This is a genomic window from Actinocorallia populi, assembly GCF_002995495.1.
GTDB lineage: Bacteria > Actinomycetota > Actinomycetes > Streptosporangiales > Streptosporangiaceae > Actinocorallia > Actinocorallia populi.
The window spans coordinates 582,780-605,415 of sequence record NZ_PVZV01000003.1; the positions used below are offsets into that span (position 1 = coordinate 582,780).

Annotated in this window: 21 protein-coding genes; 14 read left to right on the forward strand and 7 right to left on the reverse strand. The window is 73.7% G+C overall.

Annotated elements, in window-relative coordinates; all coding sequences use genetic code 11:
• Nucleotides 1–6: 6 nt before the first annotated feature.
• From cpaB to C2865_RS15775, 5 genes are read right to left on the reverse strand one after another with little or no spacing between them, the layout of a single operon-like run.
• Nucleotides 7–759, reverse strand: a complete 753-nt coding sequence (cpaB, locus tag C2865_RS15755; protein ID WP_106399191.1) for a Flp pilus assembly protein CpaB — start codon at nucleotides 757–759, stop codon at nucleotides 7–9.
• Nucleotides 760–777: 18 nt separating this feature from the next.
• Nucleotides 778–1,944: a pilus assembly protein TadG-related protein gene (locus C2865_RS15760; protein ID WP_106399192.1), complete on the reverse strand. Its 1,167-nt coding sequence runs from the start codon at nucleotides 1,942–1,944 to the stop codon at nucleotides 778–780.
• A complete protein-coding gene (locus C2865_RS15765) occupies nucleotides 1,932–2,333 on the reverse strand; it encodes a TadE family protein (protein ID WP_106399193.1) in 402 nt (133 codons plus the stop codon). Before C2865_RS15765 ends, C2865_RS15760 begins: the two co-directional genes overlap by 13 nt.
• A gap of 36 nt (nucleotides 2,334–2,369) precedes the next feature.
• Nucleotides 2,370–2,552 (reverse strand): Flp family type IVb pilin, encoded by a 183-nt coding sequence (locus C2865_RS15770; RefSeq protein WP_198653348.1) that lies wholly within the window; start codon nucleotides 2,550–2,552, stop codon nucleotides 2,370–2,372.
• A gap of 2 nt (nucleotides 2,553–2,554) precedes the next feature.
• A complete protein-coding gene (locus C2865_RS15775; RefSeq protein WP_106399194.1) occupies nucleotides 2,555–2,794 on the reverse strand; it encodes a Flp family type IVb pilin in 240 nt (79 codons plus the stop codon).
• 319 nt (nucleotides 2,795–3,113) lie between these two features.
• Here C2865_RS15775 and C2865_RS15780 point away from each other — a divergent pair, with 319 nt between their 5' ends.
• The 4 genes from C2865_RS15780 (at nucleotide 3,114) to C2865_RS15795 (ending at nucleotide 7,064) form a co-directional block, all read left to right on the forward strand.
• A complete protein-coding gene (locus tag C2865_RS15780; RefSeq protein WP_232835649.1) occupies nucleotides 3,114–3,779 on the forward strand; it encodes a response regulator transcription factor in 666 nt (221 codons plus the stop codon).
• The gene (locus C2865_RS15785; RefSeq protein ID WP_157963740.1) at nucleotides 3,776–5,281 is read left to right on the forward strand and encodes an alpha/beta hydrolase; all 1,506 of its coding nucleotides are present in this window, start codon (nucleotides 3,776–3,778) and stop codon (nucleotides 5,279–5,281) included. Before C2865_RS15780 ends, C2865_RS15785 begins: the two co-directional genes overlap by 4 nt.
• 88 nt (nucleotides 5,282–5,369) lie before the next feature.
• Nucleotides 5,370–6,269, forward strand: coding sequence for a phosphorothioated DNA-binding restriction endonuclease (locus C2865_RS15790; protein ID WP_106399196.1), 900 nt, complete (start codon nucleotides 5,370–5,372; stop codon nucleotides 6,267–6,269).
• 57 nt (nucleotides 6,270–6,326) lie between these two features.
• Nucleotides 6,327–7,064, forward strand: a complete 738-nt coding sequence (locus C2865_RS15795; protein WP_106399197.1) for a M50 family metallopeptidase — start codon at nucleotides 6,327–6,329, stop codon at nucleotides 7,062–7,064.
• A gap of 3 nt (nucleotides 7,065–7,067) precedes the next feature.
• Here the strand turns inward: C2865_RS15795 and C2865_RS15800 are convergent, their stop codons facing one another.
• Nucleotides 7,068–8,297 (reverse strand): DUF6777 domain-containing protein, encoded by a 1,230-nt coding sequence (locus C2865_RS15800; RefSeq protein ID WP_106399198.1) that lies wholly within the window; start codon nucleotides 8,295–8,297, stop codon nucleotides 7,068–7,070.
• A 101-nt stretch (nucleotides 8,298–8,398) separates the two neighbouring features.
• Between C2865_RS15800 and C2865_RS40005 the strand changes: the two genes are divergently transcribed.
• Entirely contained in the window at nucleotides 8,399–9,760 is a 1,362-nt protein-coding gene (locus C2865_RS40005) for a serine/threonine-protein kinase (RefSeq protein ID WP_198653349.1), read from the forward strand.
• Here the strand turns inward: C2865_RS40005 and C2865_RS15810 are convergent.
• On the reverse strand, nucleotides 9,757–10,746 hold the full coding sequence (locus C2865_RS15810) for a cation diffusion facilitator family transporter (protein ID WP_106399199.1): 990 nt from the start codon (nucleotides 10,744–10,746) through the stop codon (nucleotides 9,757–9,759). The two genes, C2865_RS40005 and C2865_RS15810, sit on opposite strands and share 4 nt — an antisense overlap.
• A gap of 182 nt (nucleotides 10,747–10,928) precedes the next feature.
• Here C2865_RS15810 and C2865_RS15815 point away from each other — a divergent pair, with 182 nt between their 5' ends.
• The 9 genes from C2865_RS15815 to C2865_RS15850 all read left to right on the forward strand — a co-directional run bounded on the left by C2865_RS15815 (nucleotide 10,929) and on the right by C2865_RS15850 (nucleotide 22,632).
• Entirely contained in the window at nucleotides 10,929–11,900 is a 972-nt protein-coding gene (locus tag C2865_RS15815) for a hypothetical protein (RefSeq protein ID WP_106399200.1), read from the forward strand.
• A complete protein-coding gene (locus C2865_RS39420; protein WP_157963741.1) occupies nucleotides 11,897–12,118 on the forward strand; it encodes a hypothetical protein in 222 nt (73 codons plus the stop codon). The genes C2865_RS15815 and C2865_RS39420 overlap by 4 nt, the downstream gene beginning before the upstream one ends.
• Entirely contained in the window at nucleotides 12,115–13,623 is a 1,509-nt protein-coding gene (locus C2865_RS15820; RefSeq protein ID WP_157963742.1) for a DUF5691 domain-containing protein, read from the forward strand. Before C2865_RS39420 ends, C2865_RS15820 begins: the two co-directional genes overlap by 4 nt.
• Nucleotides 13,624–13,678: 55 nt before the next feature.
• The gene (locus C2865_RS15825; protein ID WP_106399202.1) at nucleotides 13,679–14,785 is read left to right on the forward strand and encodes an ATP-binding protein; all 1,107 of its coding nucleotides are present in this window, start codon (nucleotides 13,679–13,681) and stop codon (nucleotides 14,783–14,785) included.
• A gap of 55 nt (nucleotides 14,786–14,840) precedes the next feature.
• Entirely contained in the window at nucleotides 14,841–17,300 is a 2,460-nt protein-coding gene (locus tag C2865_RS39425; protein ID WP_157963743.1) for a DUF5682 family protein, read from the forward strand.
• Nucleotides 17,301–17,872: 572 nt separating this feature from the next.
• Nucleotides 17,873–18,961: a VWA domain-containing protein gene (locus C2865_RS40010; protein WP_232835623.1), complete on the forward strand. Its 1,089-nt coding sequence runs from the start codon at nucleotides 17,873–17,875 to the stop codon at nucleotides 18,959–18,961.
• 452 nt (nucleotides 18,962–19,413) lie between these two features.
• Nucleotides 19,414–20,361 (forward strand): diacylglycerol/lipid kinase family protein, encoded by a 948-nt coding sequence (locus C2865_RS15840; RefSeq protein WP_106399204.1) that lies wholly within the window; start codon nucleotides 19,414–19,416, stop codon nucleotides 20,359–20,361.
• 96 nt (nucleotides 20,362–20,457) lie between these two features.
• Nucleotides 20,458–21,864 (forward strand): flavin-containing monooxygenase, encoded by a 1,407-nt coding sequence (locus C2865_RS15845; protein ID WP_232835624.1) that lies wholly within the window; start codon nucleotides 20,458–20,460, stop codon nucleotides 21,862–21,864.
• Nucleotides 21,865–21,873: 9 nt separating this feature from the next.
• Nucleotides 21,874–22,632, forward strand: a complete 759-nt coding sequence (locus tag C2865_RS15850; RefSeq protein ID WP_106399206.1) for an SDR family NAD(P)-dependent oxidoreductase — start codon at nucleotides 21,874–21,876, stop codon at nucleotides 22,630–22,632.
• Nucleotides 22,633–22,636: the final 4 nt, after the last annotated feature.

Genomic DNA, 22,636 nt, shown 5'->3' on the forward strand with positions numbered 1-22,636 from the left:
TCCGCTTCACTTGACGATGGTGAAGTTGCTGATGCCGGGGCTCTTGACGTCGAGCTCCGAGGTCTCGGTCTGCAGGCCCATGTACAGGGCGTTGCCCTCGCCCTCCCCGGTGCCCTGGGTGGCGCCGAGGATCAGCCGCTCGGCCTGCTCCTGGGTCACCGCGAGGGTGACCAGCGACCGGTCGCCCTTGGGATTCTGCTCGGTGCCGTCGGTGCTGGCCGGGCCGACCGCCAGCACCGGCACGTCGGACATGAGGATGCGGACGCGCTGCTCGGCGCTCTCGGCGCCGCCGCGGGCCTTGACCTGCCGCAGCGAGATGAAGATGACCACGCGGCTGCCGGCCTTGGCGTAGCCGGCGACCCGCTGCGGCTCGCCCATCTCGACGGTGAGCGCGATCCTGCCCTCGGGGACGGCGAAGGCCTGGCTGGCCTCCTTCTCCTCCATCAGCGACCGGGTGATCAGCGCGCCCTCGCCGACCGCGGTGTTGACCACCAGCCCCCGGTGCTCCTCGGTGAGCCGCGAGAGCGCGTCGTCGGGGACGGCCCCGGCCGGGTAGTTGCGCAGCCGCAGGTAACCGCCGTTCTGCAGCCCGGACACCGCGGTCCCGGCGGGGATGGCGCGGGCGGCGACCAGCACGCTCACCGGGCGGCTGCGTTCGGCCGCCCGGTCGTCGGCGGCGCGCGCGTAGGCCAGCACGGCCAGGGTTCCCGCGCCCGCCAGCACCAGCGCGGCGATGATGGAGAGGAGCCGACGGTTCATGCGACCTTCATCCGTTCGTCAGCCTGCCAGCTTGAGGCCGCTCAGGCCGTAGTTCCCCTGCCCGCCGAACGGGCCCTGGACCGTGTCCTTGACGAAGTGCCCGGTCAGGCAGGGGGAGGGGGTGCAGGGCATCGGCCCCTGGCCCAGGGGCGGGTACCGGAAGCCGAAGCCGAGGAGGGTGAGGTTCACCCCGGTGATGACGAAGGGCGCGAGGCCCACCGTGTGGTAGCGCTCGAACATCAGCAGGGCCGGTTCCGAGCCGTCGTAGACGGGGACGTAGACGATGCGCGGTTCGGGTGTCGTCCCGAGGACCAGCCCGCGCAGGAACGCGAAGAGGTCGTCCACGGCGACCAGGAGCTGGCAGCCCGTGGCCAGCAGCCCCGCCGTGATCACCCCGCCCAGCTTCCCCAGGTCGAAGCCGTAGTAGTCGCGGCCGGCCTCCATCTCGTCGATGCAGGTGACCCACTGGGGGCCGATGAAGAAGCCGAGGTTGTCGTCGCCGCAGCCGGGGACCTGCTGGGAGAGGGTGACCTCGTCCTCCTCTGGAGGGTTCCAAGGGAACTGAGTGGGTTTGGCGGCCACCCTGGCGCCGTTGTCGGTGAGCGTGTTCCAGGCGCACTCCGAGACCATCATCTTGAACGCCTCGGGCACGCGCAGCGCCGCGCCCCAGGCCACCCGGGCGCAGGCGGCGACCGTGGTGCCGTCCGGTTCCCCCGCCACGGCGCGGGAGAAGACCGCGGGCAGCAGCCGCGAGCCGTCGTCCTGCCGGGTGCTGGCCTGGATCTCCAGGTAGTCGCCTTCGGCGGGCCGGTCCCCCACGCAGCCCGACAGGTTCGCCGGCGCGGGCAGGCAGTCTCCGAGCAGGGCGGCGCCGCGCTGCCTCCCGCACATCGGCAGGAGGTCCACCGCCCCGTCGGAGGCGTTGCGCTCGGCGACCGGCCGGGCGGCCGCCAGCAGCAGTTCGGGCGTGCACGGCTGGGTGCCCGCCTGCCGGGCGCAGGCGGTGACGGCGGCGAGCGCGGCGGCGTCGGCGCCGCTCTGCAGTTCCTCCCGCTCGGCGTAGATCCGCCCGACGTCGACGACGACGGCCGCCGCGCCGACCAGGATGCCGCCGGTGAGCAGGACGGCGACCAGCGGGGCCATCGAGCCGCGGTCACCGCGCAGCCGGTCCATCAGTCCTCGCATGGCGCTTCCGCCCGCCCTCCGATGTGCAGTGAGTCCCAGCCGGGGATGAAGCCCACGGCCGCCTCGGACTCGTAGCCCAGGTCCACCGCCGCGGTGCTCACCCCGCCGCCGTCCACGGGCGCGCACGGCCTGAAGCGCACCGCGCCGGGCGGCAGGTCCCGCTCCAGCAGCCGGCCGATGACCTCGCGCCCGGCCGCCGCACGCGCGGCGGGGTTGCCCTCGCTCAGCAGGTAGGTGCGCAGGCCCTGGCGCGCCGCGTTCGTCGCGGTGATCTTCTGGTTGAGCCAGAGGCCGGTGTCGATCATGCCGAAGACGACGACCAGCAGCACCGGCAGGACCAGCGCGAACTCCACCGCGGCGGCTCCGGCCTCACGTTCGGGGGGACGCACGTTCACCTCCTGCCGGGATCGTTGCGATGGCCTGGGTCACGGCGGTGTCGCCTCGGCGCTCACCTGGCCGGCCCTGCGGTCGACGAGCCCGTCCAGGCCGTCGCCCAGCGCCCTGGCCGCGCCGATGGCGGCGACCACCAGGAGCGCGCACAGCAGGGCGTATTCGACCGCCGTGGCGCCCCGGTCGCCCCGGCGGTCCCTCGCTCCGGACGGTGCCACGATCAGCCGGCGCCCTCGCCCTCGATCGGCTGCGGGTCGTTGATCTGGGTGTTGGCGTCCGTGAAGATGCCCACGATGGTCTCGCCCAGCGTGGCGACGATCGCGACGATCGCGACCGCGATGAGGGAGACGATGAGCGCGTACTCGACCGCGGTCGCCCCCCGGTCGCGCGAGGCCGCGTCGCACCGTTCCAGGAGCGTGCGACAGCCCGTCTGCAGCAGGATCACTGCCTGATTGATCATTCTCGGGGTTCCTTCCGGAAGCCGCCCGGGCGTTGTCGCCACCCGGACTCCGACAAAGGCCCAGCTTGGAGACTGTCCGGCTTTGGGGAAAGACACCTTTCGGTCTTATGCCATCACCCGAACGGATGACATGTCACCCGAAAGGAGACCTGTCAGAGACATCGGCCAAAGATCATGATCTTCTGGCGCCATATCACTTTAGCGACAGTTCACAACTACCGATGACCGGACTGTTCTGAGTGGTGTCAGGTAAACCCGTGGCTTGCGTTGAGCGTCTTTTGTCGGAGAATGGGCCCCGACCCCTGGGAGGTCCGCAGTGATGGTGCGTGTCGTGGTGGCCGACGACCACGCGTTGTGCCGGCTCGGCCTCGCCCGGCTGATCGGCGAGCAGCCCGACCTGGAACTCGCCGCCACCGCGGAGTCGGCCGCGGAGGCGCTGGACCGGGTGGAGGCCGACCGGCCGGACGTCCTGGTCACCGCGGTCTCGCTGTCCGGCGGGAACGGGCTCGAGCTGACCCGGCGGCTGCGCGGCGCCGAGCGGCTCGGCGTGGTCGTGCTCGGCGACTCCGAGGCCGAGGACACGCTGTTCCAGGCGATGGAGGCGGGCGCCAGCGCGTTCGTCACCGCCTCGGCCCCGGTCGCGCAGATGGTCGCGGCGATCCGCCACGCGGCCGTCGCACCCGGCTCGTTCACCGCGGACGGGCTGGTCGAGGCGCTGGAACGCCGGCGCAGGGACCGCGAACTGCTCACCCCGCGGGAGCGGGAGACGCTGCACCTGCTCATGCAGGGCCTGCCGATCGCCGAGATCGGCCACTACATGAACCTCAGCCCGCACACCGCCAAGACCTACACCGCCCGCATCTACGACAAGCTCGGCGTCACCAACCGCACCCAGGCGGTCATGACCGCGCTGCGGATGGGCCTGGTCAGCGCCGGCGCCGGGGGTGCCGGGACCGCCGCCTGCCGCGCCGCGAGACACCGTTGAACCGCCTGCTCCCGGCGCTGGCCCTGCTCGTCCTGCTCGGCACCGCGGCCTGCCAGTCCCGGCCCGCGCCCGCGCTGCCCGAACCGTCCCCCACCGTCGACGAGGCCGCGCTCGAGCGCTTCTACCAGCAGAAACCGCGGTGGCGGGCGTGCGAGGAGCACCGGGACCTCCGTTGCGCCGACGTCGAGGTTCCGCTGGACTACCTGGACCCGGAGGCCAGGACGCTGCAGATCGCGGTGGCCCGGCTGAAGGCCTCCGGCTCCCGGCTCGGTTCGCTGCTGGTCAACCCCGGCGGTCCGGGCGTCTCCGGCGTGAAGGCCGCGCACTCCGCGCGCGGCTCCTTCACCCCCGGGGTGCGGGAGCGCTACGACATCGTGGGCTTCGACCCGCGCGGAGTGGGCCGGAGCAACGGCATCCGGTGCCTGGACGACGACCAGCTCGACCGCTACCACGCCACCGACTCCACCCCCGACACCCGGGCGGAGCGGCGGCGCCTGCGCACGATGTCGCGCCGCTACGCCGAGGAGTGCCAGGACAAGGCGGGCTGGATCCTGCCGCACATGGGCACCGAGAACGTGGCCCGCGACCTCGACGTCCTGCGCGCCGTGCTGGGCGACGACCGGCTGAACTACTACGGGACCTCCTACGGGACGCAGCTCGGCCAGGTCTACGCGGGGCTCTTCCCCGGCAGGGTCCGCCGGATGGTGCTCGACTCGGTGATCGACTCGGCGTACTGGGCGGGCGAGGTGCAGGAGAGGCAGCTCCGCGCCCTGGACGAGGAGTTCGACCTGTTCCTCGACAGCTGCGTCCGGCACGGGTGCGCGCTGGGCCGCACCCGCCAGGAGGCGCGCGCGGCCGTGTGGAGGCTGCTCGGCCGGACCGACGAACGCCCTCTGCGCAGCCCGGACGGCCGGAAGGTGAGCGACACCGACGTCCACACGGCGTCCGTCCTGCTGGCGATGGAGCCCCGGCTGTGGAGCCAGGGCCGCCGCGCCTTCGCCGAGGCGGCGCGGGGCGAGGGCCGGACGTTCCGGCGGCTCGCCGACGCCGCGCGGGGACGCTCCCCGCGCGGGATCTACGACTCCAGCATCCCGGCCTGGATGGCGGTCACCTGTCTGGAGACCCCCGAGGACATCCGCCGGAAGCGGTCCACGGACCGGCAGATCGCCCGGATGGCGGGGAGTTCGCCGGTCTTCGCCGACGTCAACACGACCATCGCGTGCTCGTACTGGAAACCCATATCAATACCCCAGAAAGCCATCGAATCACGCGATATCGCACCGATTTTGCTGCTCAACAACACCCGCGATCCACGCACTCCCCTGAAATGGGCAGAAGCAGTGACAAAACGGTTCACCGGCGCGTTCCTCCTCGTCAACGAGGCGGTGGGGCACGGGGTCTACGGGCGCGGTTCCTGCGTGAACCGCGCCGTGGACGACTATCTGACCGGAGGAACGCTCCCCTCCGCCGCGCACTGCTCCGACAGCGGCCCCGACTACTGACCGGCCCCGGGTCAACCCGGTGGTGCCGGTGTGTACTTGTAACCTGATGGACCGGGACAATAGCCGTGAAAAGTTTTACGATTCGCCAATGGAGTGGCTGGAGCGCATCACGAGGTTGCGGCGCTGGACCCGGGGCGGCGAACGCGACCCCCACAAGGCGCTCCTGCTGCTCTACGCGATCGGGCAGCTGCAGCGCACGGGCTTCAAACCGATCCGCTTCCGCGAGGCCGAGCCCGCGCTGGACCTGCTCTTCGCCGAGTTCGGGCCGCCGAAGCCCGCGGGCCCGGCCTACCCCTTCCACCACCTGGCCACCGACGGCCTGTGGGAGGTCGCGGCGGCCGGCGGACGACCCAGCCCCGGACCCGACCGCGACCTGCTGGTCGCCGGCGACGTGCACGGCAGGCTGATGCCGGAGTTCGCCAAGGAGATGCTGGCCGACCCCGTCCTGCTGTCGCAGATCGTCCGGATCCTGCTGGACACCAACTTCGAGCCCGGACTGCACCTGGACCTGTGCTCGGCGGCCGGGCTCCTGCCCGAGGTGGCGCAGACCGCCTCGGTCGCCCGGTACCTGGAGGGCCACCTGCCCCGCGCCGAACGCGACCCCACGATCCGGCAGAAGATCCTGGTCGCCTACGACTGCCGGTGCGCGTTCTGCGGCTACGAGGGCTGGATCGGCAACAGCGTGATCGGCCTCGAGGTGGCGCGGCTGCGCTGGTGGGCCTTCGAGGGGCAGGACGACCTGACCAACTGCCTGTGCCTGTGCTCGCTGCACCACCGGTTGTTCGACAAGGGCGTGCTGGGCATCGTCCCGTCCGGCAAGATCCTGGTCTCCCGGCACTTCGTCGGCACCACCGAGGCCTCCCGGCGGATGGTGAACGAGCTGAACGGCAGCACCGCCAGCCCCCCTCAGCCGGGTTTCGCGCGGCCCGACGTCCGCAACATCGACTGGCACACCCGGCAGGTCTTCCGGGGCCCCTCCCGGATCTGAACGCCCGGACGGCGCCGCGCGTCATACCTTGAGCGCACGAAGGGCGGAATGTGAAACATGACGGAGTTCAGTGATCTGTGGGGGTCCCAGGCGGACCCCGATCTGTGGATCGTGGCGGCCGCGGCCGTGCTCGCCCTGTTCCTGGTGGCCTACGGACCCGCCTGGCGGGTGTCGCGCAACGTGGTGACCATCGCCCACGAGGGCGGCCACGCGCTCGTGGCGCTGCTCACCGGACGCAAGCTCGACGGCATCCGGCTGCACTCCGACACCTCCGGCGTCACCGTCTCCCGGGGCAGGCCCGACGGGGCGGGCATGGTGCTCACCGCGCTCGCCGGCTACGTCGCGCCGCCGCTGCTGGGACTGTTCTTCGCCTGGCTGCTGGAGGTCGGGCGGATCACCCTCATGCTGTGGTTCGCGCTGGCGCTGCTGGCCGCGATGCTGGTGCTGATCCGCAACGCCTTCGGCGTCGTGTCGGTGCTGACCACCGGCGGGATCGTCTTCGCGGTCTCCTGGTTCGCGCCGACCGACGTGCAGGCCGCCTTCGCCTACTTCGGAGCCGCCTTCCTGCTGCTGGCGGGCGCGCGGCCGGTGATCGAACTGCAGCGGCTGCGCGCCCTGCGCCAGGCGCCGAGCTCCGACGCCGACCAGCTGGCCCAGCTCACCGGGGTGCCGGGGCTGGTGTGGGTCCTCGTCTTCGGGCTGGTCGCCCTGGCCTCCCTGCTGCTCGGCGGAAAGCTGCTGCTCCCCGCCGAGCCGTTCGACGCCTCCTTCGGCTGGTGGACGTCCGCGCCCTGACGGTCAGCCGCCGGTGACCTCCGGACCGGGCTCGGGCTCGGGCTCCTCGGTCCGGGGCTGCTGGGTCTGCCGGGGCTCGGTCTGGACCTCCTGGGGCCGCGGCTGCTCGGTCTGCTGGCCGCTCTGCTGGGTCTGCGCCGGCCCGGCCGGGCCGGGGTCGGGCTCCACCGTCCCGCCGCCGGGCTCGGGCGCCTCCGCGGTGGGGCCGGGATCCTCCTCGACGGCCGCGGACGGGGCCTCTTCCGGAGTCTGCGCACCGGTCGCCGGGGAGGGATCCTCGGTGGCCTCGGTCTCCGCGGGCTCCTGCGAGGGGGACTCCGAGGAGGTCTCCCCCGGGGTCCCGGGGGCCGTCGGGGTGCCCGGCCCGAAGGACGTGCCGGGGTCCGCGGACGGGTCGGGGCCGGTGGACGTGCCGGGGCCGCCCGGTGCCGTGGGGAGGCCGCCGGGGGTCGTGGGGCCGGGGGTCTGGCCGTTCGTGGACACCGGCGGCTCGGAGCGGGCGGCGGCCGGGATCGGCTTGGCGGCGCCGTCCCGGTCTCCACCGGTCCCCACGGGACGCTCGAAGGCTGTCTCGGTCTCGGAGTCGACCAGCGTCAGGCTCTCCACCTCCTGTCCGGGGGTCTCGATCACCGTCACTTTCTCGCCACTGAACTGTGGCCACGAAGCGCCACGGAAATCACTTTCCGTCGGGTCTATTTCCTTATCGGGCGGTGTCAGGGGGTTACCGCAATTACATTTGACGACCGGCACCCCGTTGCGGTCGACCAGCACCGCGACTCCCGCCTGCAGCACGGCGGGAAGCGCGGTGGCCGTCCCCTCCCGGTACCCGTGGTTGGTGACCAGGGTGTCGACGCGCAGCACCGCGGGGGTCAGGCCCGCCACGAACCCGGGGATCTCCCCCGGGGTGATGCCCAGGACGCCCGACCACGCCTCGGCCTTCTCCGCGCCGGCCTGCAGGAACTCCACCAGCGCCGTCTTGTCGCAGGAGGCGGCCTTGCGGGTGCCGCCGTAGAGGCCGGGGGCGTCGCCCTCGACCTGACCGCCCGCCTCGGCGCGGCGGTCCACCCGCTCGTCGTCGTCGGCGTTCGCCGCCAGGGTGTAGGGATCGGGGCCGGGATCGCCGACCGCGAGCCTGGTAATGGTCTTTCCGGCCTCCCCGCAGGCCGTCACGGACATCAGCAGCAGGAAAAGGGCGGCCGTGGCCGTCCGCGTCCTGGTGACCCTCGTGCTCATGGCGAGCCCCCGTCCGGGATTGGTACTCCTCTCCAGTCTGATGTCTCATAGAGAAGAAAAGTGCACAATGACCATGAGGTTTTCGATGGGGGGACGGACGCGTGCTTCCGCTGGAACCGGGAGATCCCGAACGGCTCGGCGACTACCCGCTGCTCGGCAGGCTCGGTGAGGGCGGACAGGGCACGGTGTTCCTCGGCGAGGGCCACGGAGGCCGCGTCGCGGTCAAACTGCTGCACGCCCGGCTCAGCAACGACCCGATCGCGCGGGCGCGGTTCGTCCGGGAGCTGACGACGATCGAGCGGATCGCCGGGTTCTGCACCGCCCAGGTCCACGCCGCCGACCTCGACGGCGACCGGCCCTACATCGTCAGCGAGTACGTGCCGGGGCCGTCCCTCCAGCAGCTCGTGCGCGAGAAGGGGCCGCGCGAGGACGGGGCGCTGATGCGGCTCGCCGTCGGCACCGCCACCGCGCTGACCGCGATCCACCGGGCCGGGATCGTGCACCGCGACTTCAAGCCGCCGAACGTGCTCATGGGTCCCGACGGTCCGCGCGTCATCGACTTCGGTATCGCGCGGGCGCTCGACAACGTCGGGCACACCATGACGGGGCAGCTGGTCGGCACGCCCGCCTACATGGCGCCCGAGCAGTTCACCGAGTACGTGGTGGGACCGGCCTCCGACCTGTTCGCCTGGGGCTCGACCATGGTCTTCGCGGCGACCGGGCGCACCCCGTTCGGCAACGGCGACCTGTACGCGATGCTGAACCGGATGCGCGGGGGGAACCCGGACGTGAGCGGGCTGCCGGAGGAGCTGGTCCGCCCCGTCCTGGACTGCCTGGCCCGCGACCCGGCGGAGCGGCCCACGGCGGACGAGCTGCTGTGGCGGCTGCTGGGCGAGCGGCCGGAGATCACGCCGGCGAGGCCGTTCCCGCCGGACGGCGCCACGGTGGCGGACGAGCCGTCGACCCGGGTGGAGCCGGTGGCGGACCGGGCGCCGGTCACCGAGGTGGAGCACACGGAGGACCTCGGCGAGCCCGTCCGGGCCGCCGGACGGCGGGCGGGGCGCGGGCCGCTGCGCCGCACCGTGCCCCTCTTCCTGGGGCTGCTGCTGGTGTTCCTGGCGTCACTGCTCGACATGGCGTCCCTGTCGGTGCTCTCCAGCGGCTCCGTCACCGAGCTCCGCCAGCAGTGGGCCCTCGTGCTGTCCCTCGTCTACACCTCGCTGGCGGTCATCACGATGTTCGGGATCGTCGCGGCCTGGCGGGGCTTCGCCTCCGGCGTCTGGACGGTCATCGCGGTCCGCGTCGTCCGGGTGGCGGTGTGGCTGGCGACGCTCGGCCAGGTGCCGCCGCGCCCCGAGACCATCGTCCTGCAGGCGCTCACCCCCGTCCTGGTGATCGGGCTGCTGCTGCTGGCGCTGGCGCGCGGACGGGAGCGCGGGAGGACGGCGGCCGCCGCCGGCTAGGGGACGGCCGGGCGGGGCGCCACGACCCTCGCCATGACGTGCCGCGGGCCGTGGGCCTCGCCGCAGTGCGGGCCCTCCTCCCGCGTGTGCTCGACCTCCAGCGTGGTGTGGGTGATCTCGTAGCGTTCGCGGAGCACCCGCCTCAGGTCGCGGCGCACGGTGCGGCAGTCGCCGTCCGGATCCACCAGGACGTGCGCCGACAACGCCGGATAGCCCGACGTCACCTCCCAGACGTGCAGGTCGTGCACCTCCAGGACGCGGGGGCGGCCGGCCATGGCCCCGCCGATCTCGGCCGGGTCCATGCCCGCGGGGGCGGCCTCCATGAGCACCCGGCCCGCGTCCCGCACCAGGCCCCAGCCCGCCTTCACCATGAGCACGGCGACGACCAGCGACGCGACCGCGTCGGCGCGGTGCCAGCCGGTGAACAGCACCACGCCGCCCGCCGCGGCGGTGGCCAGGAACGCCAGCAGGTCGTTCAGGACGTGCTGGTAGGCGCCCTCGACGTTGAGGCTGGAGCGGTCGGCGCGGCTCATCAGCCAGGTCGCGGCCAGGTTGACCGCCACGCCCGCCAGCGCGGTGCCCAGCACCACGCCGCCCTGGACCTCGGGCGGGTCCAGGAGGCGGCGCGCTCCCTCGTAGGCGAAGGAGAGCGCGAGCAGCACCAGGGTGAGCCCGTTGAGCTGGGCCGACAGGATCTCGGCGCGTTTGAGGCCGTAGGTGTAGCCGCCCCTGGGCGGCGCCGCGGCGAGCCGCATCGCCACCAGTGCCAGCGCGATCGCGACGGCGTCGGTGAGCAGGTGCGCCGCGTCCGTGAGCAGCGCCAGCGAACCGGAGGCCAGGCCCGCGGCCACCTCCACCACCATGAAACCGGCGATCAGGGCGAGCGCGGCGACCAGATGCCCGCGGTCGGCCGGTACCTCCTCGCCGTGCTCGCCGTGCCTCCTCCGCCGCCCCAGACCGTGCCCGTGCCCGTGCCCCGTACCCATCGTCCCCCCTTCGGCGGGGCCAGGATAGACGGCCGCGGATTTTGTCGGGGGGCATCGCTAGATTCGATTATGTGAGCGAACGATCGGGCATCCCCGGATGGAGCAGAGAGCAGGGGCCGGCGCTTGCGCCTGACGCGTCGTCTCAGAACACCGCAGGTCAGGAGGAATCTACGGAGCTTCCGGTGGAAACCGCCGGAGCGGATCAGGCGGCCGACGAGAAGCGGAGGCAGGCCAGGGAGCGCACCGCCGAACGGCGGGCCCGCATGGTCGACGCGGGTGTCGCGGAGCTCGCGCAGTGGCTGCGCGACCAGGTGTCCCGCGGCCTGGCCGGTGCCGAGCGCGCCCCGCACACGTTGTGGGACGAGGCCGCGCGGCGGCTGGTGGACGCGCAGGCCAGGGCCCTGGCCGACCGGGTGCGGGAGCTGGCCGCCGTCCCCCGGCGCGGCGAGCGCTGGCCGTCCCGGCTGCTGGAGGAGTACGGGCTGCTGCACCTGCTGGTCCGCGCCTACCAGCGGCAGGACGGCCTGCCGCCCGGGCTGCGCGCCACCGTCCGCGCCCGGATCGGCTTCACCGCCGCCCGCGAGGACGTCCTGGCCGGGCCGCGCGTCCGCGACGACTGGTACGTCCTGGGCGTCCACGAGTCCGAGCGGGACGACCTGCGGACCCGGCGCACCTGGCTGCGCGGCCTGTCCACCGGCCGCCCCGCCCTGATCCTGGCCTACGGCGCCTCCTCCCGCCCCCTGGAACCCGTCGACCTCCCGCCCGGCACGGCAGTGGACGCCTCCCTGGCGTTCCACCCCGGCGCCCCGCCCCTGCGGGCCGTCGCCGCCGAGCTGCACGCCCCTCCCCGCCCCGCCCCGCCCCCCGGGAGCACCGTCATGGACCTCCTCGACGACCACGCCGCCGCCCTCTCCCAGGACCCCTGGCTCGACCGCTGGCCCGCCGCCCTGGCCTCGGTGCGCCTGGCCCGCTCCGACGGCCTCCACCTCGTCGACCCCGCGGGCGACTCCCTCCCGGTGAAGACCCACGACCCGTGGCGCCTGCTGTCCTTCTCCGGCGGAGCCCCCCTGACCCTCGCCGGCGAATGGACCCCCACCGGTCTGCGCCCCCTGTCCGCCTGGCACCCCACCGAAGGCTTGGTGACCCTCCCGTGACCCCCACCACCCCGCCCCCGCGCCCCCGGCCCGCCCCCCGTACCCGCACCACCTTCACCCGCCCCGGCCTGCAGGTCCTCACCGACGTGGGCCTCCACACCGGCGTGACGTCCGCCTCCCCCTCCCGTTCCGCCCTGTCCTGCGAGCCCCCGGCCCCCGCCCCGCACCCGGGCCCGGCGCACCGGACGGCGGGTTCGGACGGGGGTGGTCCACGGTGAGCGTGTGGGAGGAGCACGTGACGGCGGCGCTGCTGGGGACCCAGCGCAAGGCGGCGCCGAAGCTGGAGGAGGTGCCGCTGGCGGAGGAGGACGCGGCCGCACGGCTGCTGGACCAGGCCGGGCTGCTGGCCGTGCAGCGGCGGGCCGGGCGGCGGCCGGGAAGGGCCGAGGCCGGGAGGCTCGTCGCGCCCGCGCCGGCCGAGACGCTGCCGGTGGTCCCGGCCGCGGCCGGGAGGCGGCTGGAGCGGCTCCTCGGCGGAGACCGGCCCCGGCTGCTGCCCGAATGGCTGGGCGAGGCCGCCGCGCGCGGGTACCGGGTGCCGGCGCGCAGCCTGCCCGACCTGCTGGACAAGGGGCGGGGGGACCGGGCCGTGCGCCCCCTCATCGCGCGGACGGCCGGGCAGCGGGGAGCGTGGCTGGCGCTGCAGAACTCCGACTGGGCCTACCTGCTGACCGAGTCCGCCGCCTCCGTCGAGGCCGTCGCCGACTGGGCGGGCGGCACCCGGGCGCAGCGGGTGGCCTACCTGACGGCGCTGCGCCTGAACGACCCCGGCGCGGCGCGCGAGAAGCTCCTGGAGAGCTGGTCCCGCGAGACCGCGCCCGACCGCGCGGCGTTCCTGGCCGTCTTCGAGCACGGGCTGTCGGAGGCCGACGAGGAGTTCCTCGAGCGCTCCCTGGACGACCGCGGCAAGGACGTCCGGCAGCACGCCGCCGACCTGCTCGCCCGGCTGCCCCGCTCGGCCTACGCCCGGCGCATGGCCGGACGCGCCCAGCGGCTGCTGCGGCTGGAGAAGCGCACCGTGCGGTCCCGCAGGCGGACGCGGATCGTCGTGGAGCTCCCCGAGGAGCACGACGACGCGATGGCGCGCGACGGCATCCCGTTCCACCCGCCCGGCTCCTTCTCCCCCTCGGCGGCACGGACGGGGGTGCGCGCCGCCTGGCTGCGCGAGATCCTCGCCCGCACTCCGCTCGACAGCTGGACCGAGTCCTCGGGGCTCACCTCCGGCGAGCTGGTGGCGCTGCCCGTCGCCGACGACCTCGCCCACGACGTGCACCTGGGCTGGGCGCGGGCCGCACTGCGGCAGCGCGCCGCGGACTGGGCGCGGTCCCTGCTCGGCGACGGGGCGCTCGTCGAGGAGGCCGAGGCGCCGGCCGGGCTGCTGGAGCTACTGCCCGAGGACGAGCGGGACGCCGCCGCGGCCGAGCTCGTCCGCGCCGCCGAGGACCAGGCGCACCTGCTGCGGTTGTTGTCCCGGCTCCCCTCGCCCTGGACGGGGCCGCTGGCCGAGGCCGTCCTGGCCCTGCTGGAGTCGGTGCTCCCGGACGCCGACGCCACCCGGTTCGTCTCCCAGCTGTGCCGGCTGGCCGACGAGCGGCTCACGCCCGCCGCCGCGCCCCGGCTGCTGTCCCTGGCCGAACTGCACGGCAAGTGGCCACTGGTGGAACTCGCCGAGACCCTCCGGTTCCGGCACGACATGCTGCAGGAGCTCGCCGAGAGCCCTTGAAGGCGCCCTCGCCGCGAACCCGCCACCCCGCTCGAGAACCCCGAGGAGACCGACGATGACCGACGGCACGCCCGATGCCGCCACCGGCGTCCTGCGCCCGCACGCCGAGCAGGAGTACGCCGGCGAGCTCGCCAGGCTGGCCGAGTTGGACGAGCGGCCCCGCCCCCCGGGCTGGCGGTTGTCGCCGTGGGCCGTCACGACGTACCTGCTCGGCGGCGAGCTCCCCGACGGCACCGCCGTCACGCCCAAGTACGTGGGCCCCCGCAGGCTGATCGAGGTCGCCGTCGCCACCTTGGCGACCGACCGCGCGCTGCTCCTGCTCGGCGTCCCCGGCACCGCCAAGACCTGGGTGTCGGAGCATCTGGCCGCGGCGGTCAGCGGCGACTCGACGCTGCTGGTGCAGGGCACCGCCGGCACCCCGGAGGAGGCGATCCGCTACGGCTGGGACTACGCGCGGCTGCTCGCCGAGGGCCCGTCCGAGAAGGCGCTGGTGCCGGGCCCGCTGATGCGGGCGATGCGGCGGGGCGCGGTCGCGCGCGTCGAGGAGCTCACCCGGATCCCCTCGGACGTGCAGGACGCCCTCATCACGATCCTGTCGGAGAAGACCCTGCCGGTCCCCGAGCTGGACACCGAGGTCCAGGCCCGCCGGGGCTTCACCGTGATCGCCACCGCCAACGACCGCGACCGCGGCGTCAACGAGCTGTCCAGCGCGCTGCGCCGCCGGTTCAACACCGTGGTCCTGCCCGTCCCCGCCTCCCTGGAGGACGAGGTCGACATCGTCTCCCGGCGCGTCGCCCGGCTGGGCCGCGCACTGGAGCTCCCCGCGCCCTCGGCGGGGCTGGAGGAGATCCGGCGGGTCGTCACCGTCCTGCGCGAGCTGCGCTCGGGCCGCACCGAGGACGGCCGCACCCGGCTGAAGACGCCCAGCGGCACCCTGAGCACCGCCGAGGCGATCTCCGTCGTCACCGGCGGGCTCGCCCTGGCCGCCCACTTCGGCGACGGCGTCCTGCGCCCCGCCGACCTCGCCGCGGGCCTGCAGGGCACCGTCGTCCAGGACCCGGTCTCCGACCGCGTCGTCTGGCAGGAGTACCTGGAGACCGTCGTCCGCGACCGCCCCGGCTGGCGCGACTTCTACCGCGCCTGCCGCGAGACGCTCCCCTGACGCGCCCCGCCCGCCTCCCGTCTCCCTTCCGCCCCGCTCACCCCCGGAGGACCGCTTGACCGTCGAGGTCTTCGGCATCCGCCACCACGGCCCCGGCTCGGCCCGCGCCCTGCGCCGCGCCCTGGAGGCCTACCGCCCCGACCTCGTCCTGATCGAGGGCCCTCCCGAAGCCGACCCCCTCCTGCACCTCGCCGCCGACCCCGCCATGACCCCGCCCGTGGCGCTCCTCGCCTACACCCTCACCGCCCCCCAGCGGGCCGCCTTCTGGCCCTTCGCCTCCTTCACCCCCGAATGGACCGCCCTGCGCTACGCCCACGCCCACCGCCTCCCCGCCCGCTTCATCGACCTCCCCGCCGCCTGCACCCTCGCCGCCCCGCCCGAAGCCCCCGGAGAGCAGCACGAGCCGGAAACCGCGAAAGGCGCCTCTACCAAGGAACCCGGAGGAAGCGACGCAGGACCGTCGGAACGTGCCCGGCGGGCTTCGCTCGGCGCGACGGACGAGACGACGCAAACGGACGGCGGAGCAGGGAACGCCGCCGAACGTTCGACGCCTGCGGAAAGAGCCGCTGGAGGGCGGCAGCCCGGCGAAGAAGCAGGAAGGCCGGACGAAGGGCTGTGGGAGCGGGCCCGGCGGGACCCGCTGGGAGTGCTGGCGGAGGCCGCGGGCCACGCGGACGCGGAGCGGTGGTGGGACGACGTCGTCGAGCTGCGGGGGCAGGAGGACGTGTTCGGGGTCGTCGCCGAGGCGATGGAGGTGCTGCGGGAGGAGACGGAACGGGCCGGATCCGAGCGGGAGGAGCAGCGCGAGGCCTGGATGCGGCAGGCCGTGCGGCGTGCCGTGCGGGAGGGGTTCGAGCGGATCGCGGTGGTGTGCGGGGCATGGCATGTGCCGGCGTTGCGGGCGAAGGTTCCCGCCTCGCGGGACGCCGCGACGTTGAAGGGGCTGCCGAAGACCAAGGTGGCCATGACGTGGGTGCCTTGGACGCACGGGCGGCTGGCCCGGGAATCCGGTTACGGGGCGGGGGTGCGGTCACCGGGCTGGTACCGGCACCTGTTCGAGGCCGCCGACCGTCCGGTCGAGCGGTGGCTCACCGAGAGCGCGCGGCTGCTCCGCGAGGAGGGGCTGCCGGTCTCGTCGGCGCACGTGATCGAGGCGGTGCGGCTGGCCGAGGCCCTCGCGGCGCTGCGCGGACGGCCGCTGGCGGGGCTCGACGAGCTCACCGAGGCGACCCGCGCCGTGTTGTGCGAGGGGGCCGACCTGCCGTTGGAGCTGATCCGGCGCCGCATGGTGGTGGGCGAGGCGCTCGGATCCGTACCGGACTCCACCCCGATGGTGCCGCTCCAGCGGGATCTGCTCGCCCAGCAGAAGCGTCTGCGCCTGAAACCGTCCGCCGAGCCCCGGCAGGACGCCTTCGACCTGCGCAGGCCCGTCGACCTCGAACGCAGCCGCCTCCTGCACCGCCTGCGCGTCCTGGACGTCGCCTGGGGCTCCCCCGCCGCGGACGCCTCGAACCGGTCCCAGGGAACGTTCAAGGAGGTGTGGGTGCTCGCCTGGCATCCGGAGTTCGACGTCCGGCTGATCGAGGCGGGTGTCTGGGGGACCACCGTCCACGACGCCGCGGCCGCGCGGATCCAGGCGGAGGCCGCCGACGCGCGCGGCCTGCCCGAGCTGACCGTGCTGGCGGAACGCGCCCTTCTGGCCGGGCTGGACGAGGCGCTGCCCGCCGTCATGAGCACGCTGGCCGACCGCGCCACCGCGGACGGCGACACCGTCCGGCTCATGGAGGCGCTTCCCCCGCTGGTCCGGGCGCTGCGTTACGGCGACGTCCGCGGCACCCCGACCGGCCCGCTGCGCACCGTCGTGGACGGCCTGGTCGTCCGCATCTGCCTCGGCCTCCCCCGCGCCGCGGCGTCCCTGGACGACGACGCGGCCCGCACCCTGCTCGAACGGGTCGCCACCGTCCACGAGACCCTCGCCCTCCTCGACGAGCCACCGCACACCGCCCGCTGGCTGGACGCCCTGGCCGCCCTCACCGACTCCCCGGCCTCGCACGGCCTGCTGGAGGGCCGCCTCACCCGCCTCCTGCACGACGCGGGCCGCCTCCCCGACCTGCCCGCCCGCATGTCCCGCGCCGTCTCCCCGGGCACCCCGCCCGCCCGCACCGCCGCCTGGCTGGAGGGCCTCCTCGCCGACGGCGCCCTCCTGCTCATCCACGACGCCGCCCTCCTGGCCCTCCTCGACTCCTGGCTGGCCGCCCTTCCCGCCGAGACCTTCACCGCCGTCCTCCCCCTCCTGCGCCGCACCTTCGCCACGCACACCCCGCCCGAACGCCGCACGCTCGCCGCCCGCCTCCACCACCTCGCCGCCCCCGCCCCGCCCCCGCCCGAGGACCTCGACCCGGCCCGTGCCGCCCCCGCCGTCGCCACCGTCCTCTCCTTCCTCCCCCTCCGCCCCGGATCCCCCCCGCCCGGCCCCCTCACCCCCCGCGAACCCCCCGCCGAGGAGACCCCGTGACCGACGAGCCCCCCACGAACCCCGGGACCACCGGCCCTACCGCCGAGAACACCGGGCCGAACGCTCAAGGCCCCGGCACTCCCGCCGAAAGCACAGGACCGAGCGCTCAGCATCCCGATCTCCCCACCGGGAACACCGGGTCGAACGCTCAAGACTCCGGCACTCCCGCCGAAAGCACAGGACCGAGCACTCAAGACCCCGGCCTCCCCACCGCAAACACCGGGTCGAACGCTCAAGACCCCGGCACTCCCGCCGAAAGCACAGGACCGAGCACTCAAGACCCCGGCCTCCCCACCGCAAACACCGGGTCGAACGCTCAAGACCCCGGCACTCCCGCCGAAAGCACAGGACCGAGCACTCAAGACCCCGGCCTCCCCACCGCAAACACCGGGTCGAACGCTCAAGACCCCGGCACTCCCGCCGAAAGCACCGGGCCGAACGTCTCGGGTGCCGGGTTCTCCGCCGGGGACGTCGTCTCGGGTGGGGGGAGCGTCGCTTCCGCCGTTTCCGGGGAGGAGGGCCGTGCGGCCGCCGAAGGCGGCGAGGCGGAGAGGGCTCGGCGGTGGCGGCTGGTGCTCGGGGAGAGCGCAGGGGCGGGGGTGGTGCCGCGGGGGGCCGACAAGAAGATGGACGCGGCGCTGGACGCGCTGTACGGGGAGAAGGCCGGAAGGCGGCGCGGCGGGTTGCAGGAGTCGGCGCCGCAGGTGGCGCGGTGGCTGGGGGACATCAGGGAGTACTTTCCGGGGCCCGTGGTGCGGGTGCTGCAGCAGGACGCCATCGAGCGGCTGGATCTGGGGCGGCTGCTGCTGGAGCCGGAGATGCTCGAGGCGGTGGAGCCGGACGTGCATCTGGTCGGCGTGCTGCTGTCGTTGAACTCCGTGCTGCCGGAGCGGGCGCGGGAGACCGCCCGGGAGGTGGTGCGGCGGGTCGTCCGGGAGGTGGAGGAGCGGCTGGAGCAGCGGCTCCGGTCGGCGGTGCGCGGGGCGCTGGAGCGGTCGGCGCGGGTGCGGCGGCCCCGGCGGCAGGCGGACGTCGACTGGCGGCGCACGGTGCACGCCAACCTCCGCAACTACCTGCCGGAGCGGCGCACCGTCGTGCCCGAGCGGCTCGTGGGGTTCGGGCGGGGAACGCAGGGCGTGCGGCGGGACGTGATCCTGTGCGTGGACCAGAGCGGCTCCATGGCGCCGTCCGTGGTGTACGCGGGGATCTTCGGCGCGGCCCTCGCCTCGGTGCCGGCGCTGCGGACGTCGCTCGTCGCCTTCGACACGGCCGTGGCCGACCTCACCGACCGGCTCCACGACCCCGTCGAGGTGTTGTTCGGAACGCAGCTCGGCGGCGGCACCGACGTCCACCGCGCCCTCGCCTACTGCCAGGGCCTCGTCTCCCGCCCGTCCGAGACCGTCGTCGTCCTGGTCAGCGACCTGTACGAGGGCGGCCCGCGCGAGGAGATGCTGCGCCGCGCCGCCGCCCTCGTCCGCTCCGGCGTCCGGCTGATCACCCTGCTCGCCCTCTCCGACGACGGCGCCCCCGCCTACGACCACGAGAACGCCGCCGCCCTCACCGCCCTGGGCGTCCCCGTCTTCGCCTGCACCCCCGACCGTTTCCCCGACCTCATCGCCGCCGCCCTGGAACACCGCGACCTGACCCCCTTCACCTCCTGACCCCCCGGCCCCGCCACCCGGCCGGACGGGTCGCCACCACCCGGCCCCACGGCCGGACGGGGCACCGCCACCCGAACGCGCCACCGCCCGGACACACGGCCCACGGAGATGCCGCCACCTGAACGCGCCGCACTCGAACGCGCCACCCGAACGCGCCGCCGCCCGGCGCGCCACCCGGACGCGCCACCTGAACGCGTCGTCGTTCGAAGGGGTGGCCGACCGGAGCACCCCACCCGGACTCACGGCCGGATCGGGCACCGCCACCCGAACGCGCTCCCGCCTGGACGCGTCGTCGTCCGGAGGGGTGGTCGGGCGGGGCGGGAACCGGGGAAGGGGGCGGGTGCGGGGTGGAGACGGGGCGGGGAGGGGGCTCGGCTCCCTAGGATGGGGCCATGCGCGCGCGGGGTGTCGGCCCGGGTGCTGCCGGTACTTCTGGACGGGATGGGCGCTCGATGCGTAGCAAGGCCGAACTGGAGGAGGCGATCCGGTCGGGGGGGCGGGCCGTCCTGATCGTCAACACCCGCTCGCGGCGGGGGAGGCGCTGCTACGCGGAGGCGCTGCGGCTGCTGCTCAGGGAGGGCATCGGGTTCGTGCAGCTGCACCCGGTGAACGATCCAGCGCTGCTGCCGGAGGTCTTCGAGCGGACCATGGAGCTCAAGCCCGACCTCGTCGTGGTCGGCGGCGGGGACGGCACGCTCAAGGAGGCGGTGCGGCATCTGGCGTACCAGGACGTGGCGCTGGGGCTGCTGCCGCTGGGCACCACCAACAACTTCGCGCGCGGCCTGTGGCTGCCGCTCGACGTGCGGGGCGCGGTCGGGGTGATCGGCGGCGGCAAGGTCGCCGACGTCGACCTCGGGGAGTTCGACCCGCGGACCGGCGCGCCGCCGGAGACGTTCGCCAACATGGTCAGCCTGGGCCTGTCCGTGCACGTCGCCCGCTCCGTGCCGCACCTGCTCAAACGCTACCTCGGCCGCTTCTCCTACCTGCTGACCGCGTTGTGGAAGCTCCCGCGGCACCAGGCGTTCAAGGCCACCCTCGACATCGGCGGCGCGGTGCACGAGCTGACCACCCACCAGCTGAACATCGCCAACGGCAGCCACCACAGCGGGCGGGTCATCGCCAAGGACGCCAGCCCCGACGACCGGCTCCTGGCCGTCTACCAGCTCGGCGACCAGGTGCGGCTGCGGCTGTTGTCGGCGACCGCCCGGCACGCCCTGACGGGGCGTTTCCGCACGCTGGCCGAGCCGTCCTTCCTCACCACCAACGCCGTCGAGGTCGCCACCGACCCGCCCATGGCCGTGGACGTCGACGGCGAGCTGCGCGCCCGCACCCCCGTCAGCGTCCGGCTCCTGCCCAACGCGCTGCGCGTCCTGGTCCCCCGCGAGTTCCCCGACACCTGACCCGGCACGGCGCCCGGCCGTCCTCCCGCGGGCGCCCGCCCGACCCTGGACGGTTCGTGCGGGCCGTCACAGTATGGGTAAGTGGATACTTTTCGAGTGGCGGTCATCGGTGCGGGGTTCGGCGGGATAGGCCTGTCGATCCTGCTGAAACGGCTGGGGATCAGCCATGTGCTGCTGGACAAGGGCGCGCAGGTCGGCGGTACCTGGCGGGACAACACCTATCCGGGGGCGGCCTGCGACGTGCCGTCCCCGCTGTACTCCTTCTCCTTCGCGCGCAAGGCCGACTGGAGCCGCCGGTTCGCCGAGCAGCCCGAGATCCTCGAGTACCTGCGCCGCTGCGCGGACGAGAACGGCCTCGAGCCGAGGCTGAACACCGAGGTGCGTTCCGCCTCCTTCGAGGACGGCCGGTGGCGGCTGGAGACCTCCGGCGGCCCCGTGGCCGCCGAGGTGCTCGTCGCCGCCTGCGGCCAGCTCAACCGCCCGGCGATCCCCGACCTGCCGGGCCTGGACTCCTTCGAGGGCAGGATGTTCCACTCCGCCCGCTGGGACCACGGCCACGACCTCGCGGGCCGGAAGGTCGCCGTCGTCGGCACCGGGGCCAGCGCCGTCCAGTTCGTGCCGCGCCTGGCCGCCGAGGCCGCCCGCCTGGACGTCTACCAGCGTTCGGCGACCTGGATCATCCCCAAGCCCGACCGCCGCCACGGCCCCCTGTCCCTGCGGCTGCGCTCGGCGTTCCCCCTGCTGCAGGACATGGACCGGCTGCTGACCTACCTGCTGCTCGAATCCCGTGCCCTCGGGTTCGTCCGCTACCCCGCCCTGCTCAAGCCCATCGAGCACTCCTACCGCAGGCGCCTGCGCAAGGAGGTCGCCGACCCGGAGCTGCGCCGCAAGCTGCTCCCCGACCATCCCCTCGGCTGCAAACGCGCCCTGATCTCCGACGACTACCTGCCCGCCCTGCAGAGGCCGAACGTCGACCTCGTCACCGACCCCATCGCGGAGGTGAGGCGGAACGGCGTGGTCACCGCCGACGGCACGTTCCGCGAGGCCGACACCCTGGTCCTCGGCACGGGTTTCCGCGCGTCGGAGTTCCTCGCGCCGATGCGCGTCACCGGCCGCGACGGCCTCACCCTCGACAAGGCGTGGGCCGACGGCGCCGAGGCGCACCTCGGCCTGACCGTCCACGGCTTCCCGAACCTGTACCTGCTGTACGGGCCCAACACCAATCTGGGCCACAACAGCATCGTCTACATGCTGGAGAGCCAGTTCCGGTACATCCTCGGCTGCCTGCAGATGGGCGGCGTGCTGGAGGTGAAGAAGGAGACGCAGAACGCCTTCAACAGAGACCTCCAGGCACGCATGCGCAGGACCGTCTGGAACGCCGACTGCGACAGCTGGTACCAGACGGAGGACGGCAAACAGGTCACCAACTGGCCGGGTTTCACCTTCGCCTACCGCAGGGCCACACGGCGTCCTGACCCTCGGGATTTCATCGCGGAGCCGTAAGGTAGGCGCATGCCGACCGCACTCATCACCGGGGCGACGGCGGGCATCGGCGCCGCCTTCGCCCGCAGGATCGCCAAGGACGGGCTCGATCTGGTCCTCGTCGCGCGCAACAGGGAGAGGCTCGACGAGACGGCCGAGTCCCTTCGACAGGACTACGGCGTGGCCGTAGAGGTCCTCCCCGCCGATCTCGCCGAGGACGCCGGCATCGCCGCGGTGGAGGAGCGGTTGCGCCAGGGCGTCGACCTCCTGGTGAACAACGCGGGCTTCGGCCATCAGGGAACCTTCCTCGACGTCCCCGTGGAGGAGGAGCTGCGCATGTTGAAGGTGCACTGCGAAGCCGTCCTCCGCCTGACGTACGCCGCGCTTCCCGGGATGCGCAACCGCCGTAAGGGCGGCATCATCAACGTCTCCTCCGTAGCCGCGTTCCTCACGCGGGGGACGTACGGCGCGTCCAAGGCGTGGGTCGTCAGCTTCAGCCAGGCCATCGCCCAGGACGTGAAGGACCCGAACGTCAAGGTGATGGCGCTGTGCCCCGGCTTCGTGCACACGGAGTTCCACGAGCGCGCGAAGATGGACACCTCCGGCATCCCCGAGGCGTTGTGGCTGAACGCCGACGACGTGGTCGACGCCGCTCTCAAGGACCTGAAGAAGGGCGTGCAGGTCTCCGTGCCCGGCCCTCAGTACAAGGCGGTCGTCGGGCTCAGCAAATTCATGCCGCGCAATCTCGTCGGAAGGCTCTCTTCGCGGACCGGAAGACGGTACGACTGATCTT

Coding starts and splice junctions, on each gene's coding strand:
- C2865_RS15840 (WP_106399204.1), top strand. CDS start 19,414: ATGCGTAGCAAGGCCGAACTGGAGGAGGCGATCCGGTCGGGGGGGCGG.
- C2865_RS15800 (WP_106399198.1), bottom strand. CDS start 8,297: ATGAGCACGAGGGTCACCAGGACGCGGACGGCCACGGCCGCCCTTTTC.
- C2865_RS15825 (WP_106399202.1), top strand. CDS start 13,679: ATGACCGACGGCACGCCCGATGCCGCCACCGGCGTCCTGCGCCCGCAC.
- cpaB (WP_106399191.1), bottom strand. CDS start 759: ATGAACCGTCGGCTCCTCTCCATCATCGCCGCGCTGGTGCTGGCGGGC.
- C2865_RS15795 (WP_106399197.1), top strand. CDS start 6,327: ATGACGGAGTTCAGTGATCTGTGGGGGTCCCAGGCGGACCCCGATCTG.
- C2865_RS15775 (WP_106399194.1), bottom strand. CDS start 2,794: ATGATCAATCAGGCAGTGATCCTGCTGCAGACGGGCTGTCGCACGCTC.
- C2865_RS15850 (WP_106399206.1), top strand. CDS start 21,874: ATGCCGACCGCACTCATCACCGGGGCGACGGCGGGCATCGGCGCCGCC.
- C2865_RS15790 (WP_106399196.1), top strand. CDS start 5,370: ATGGAGTGGCTGGAGCGCATCACGAGGTTGCGGCGCTGGACCCGGGGC.
- C2865_RS15760 (WP_106399192.1), bottom strand. CDS start 1,944: ATGCGAGGACTGATGGACCGGCTGCGCGGTGACCGCGGCTCGATGGCC.
- C2865_RS15780 (WP_232835649.1), top strand. CDS start 3,114: ATGGTGCGTGTCGTGGTGGCCGACGACCACGCGTTGTGCCGGCTCGGC.
- C2865_RS15810 (WP_106399199.1), bottom strand. CDS start 10,746: ATGGGTACGGGGCACGGGCACGGGCACGGTCTGGGGCGGCGGAGGAGG.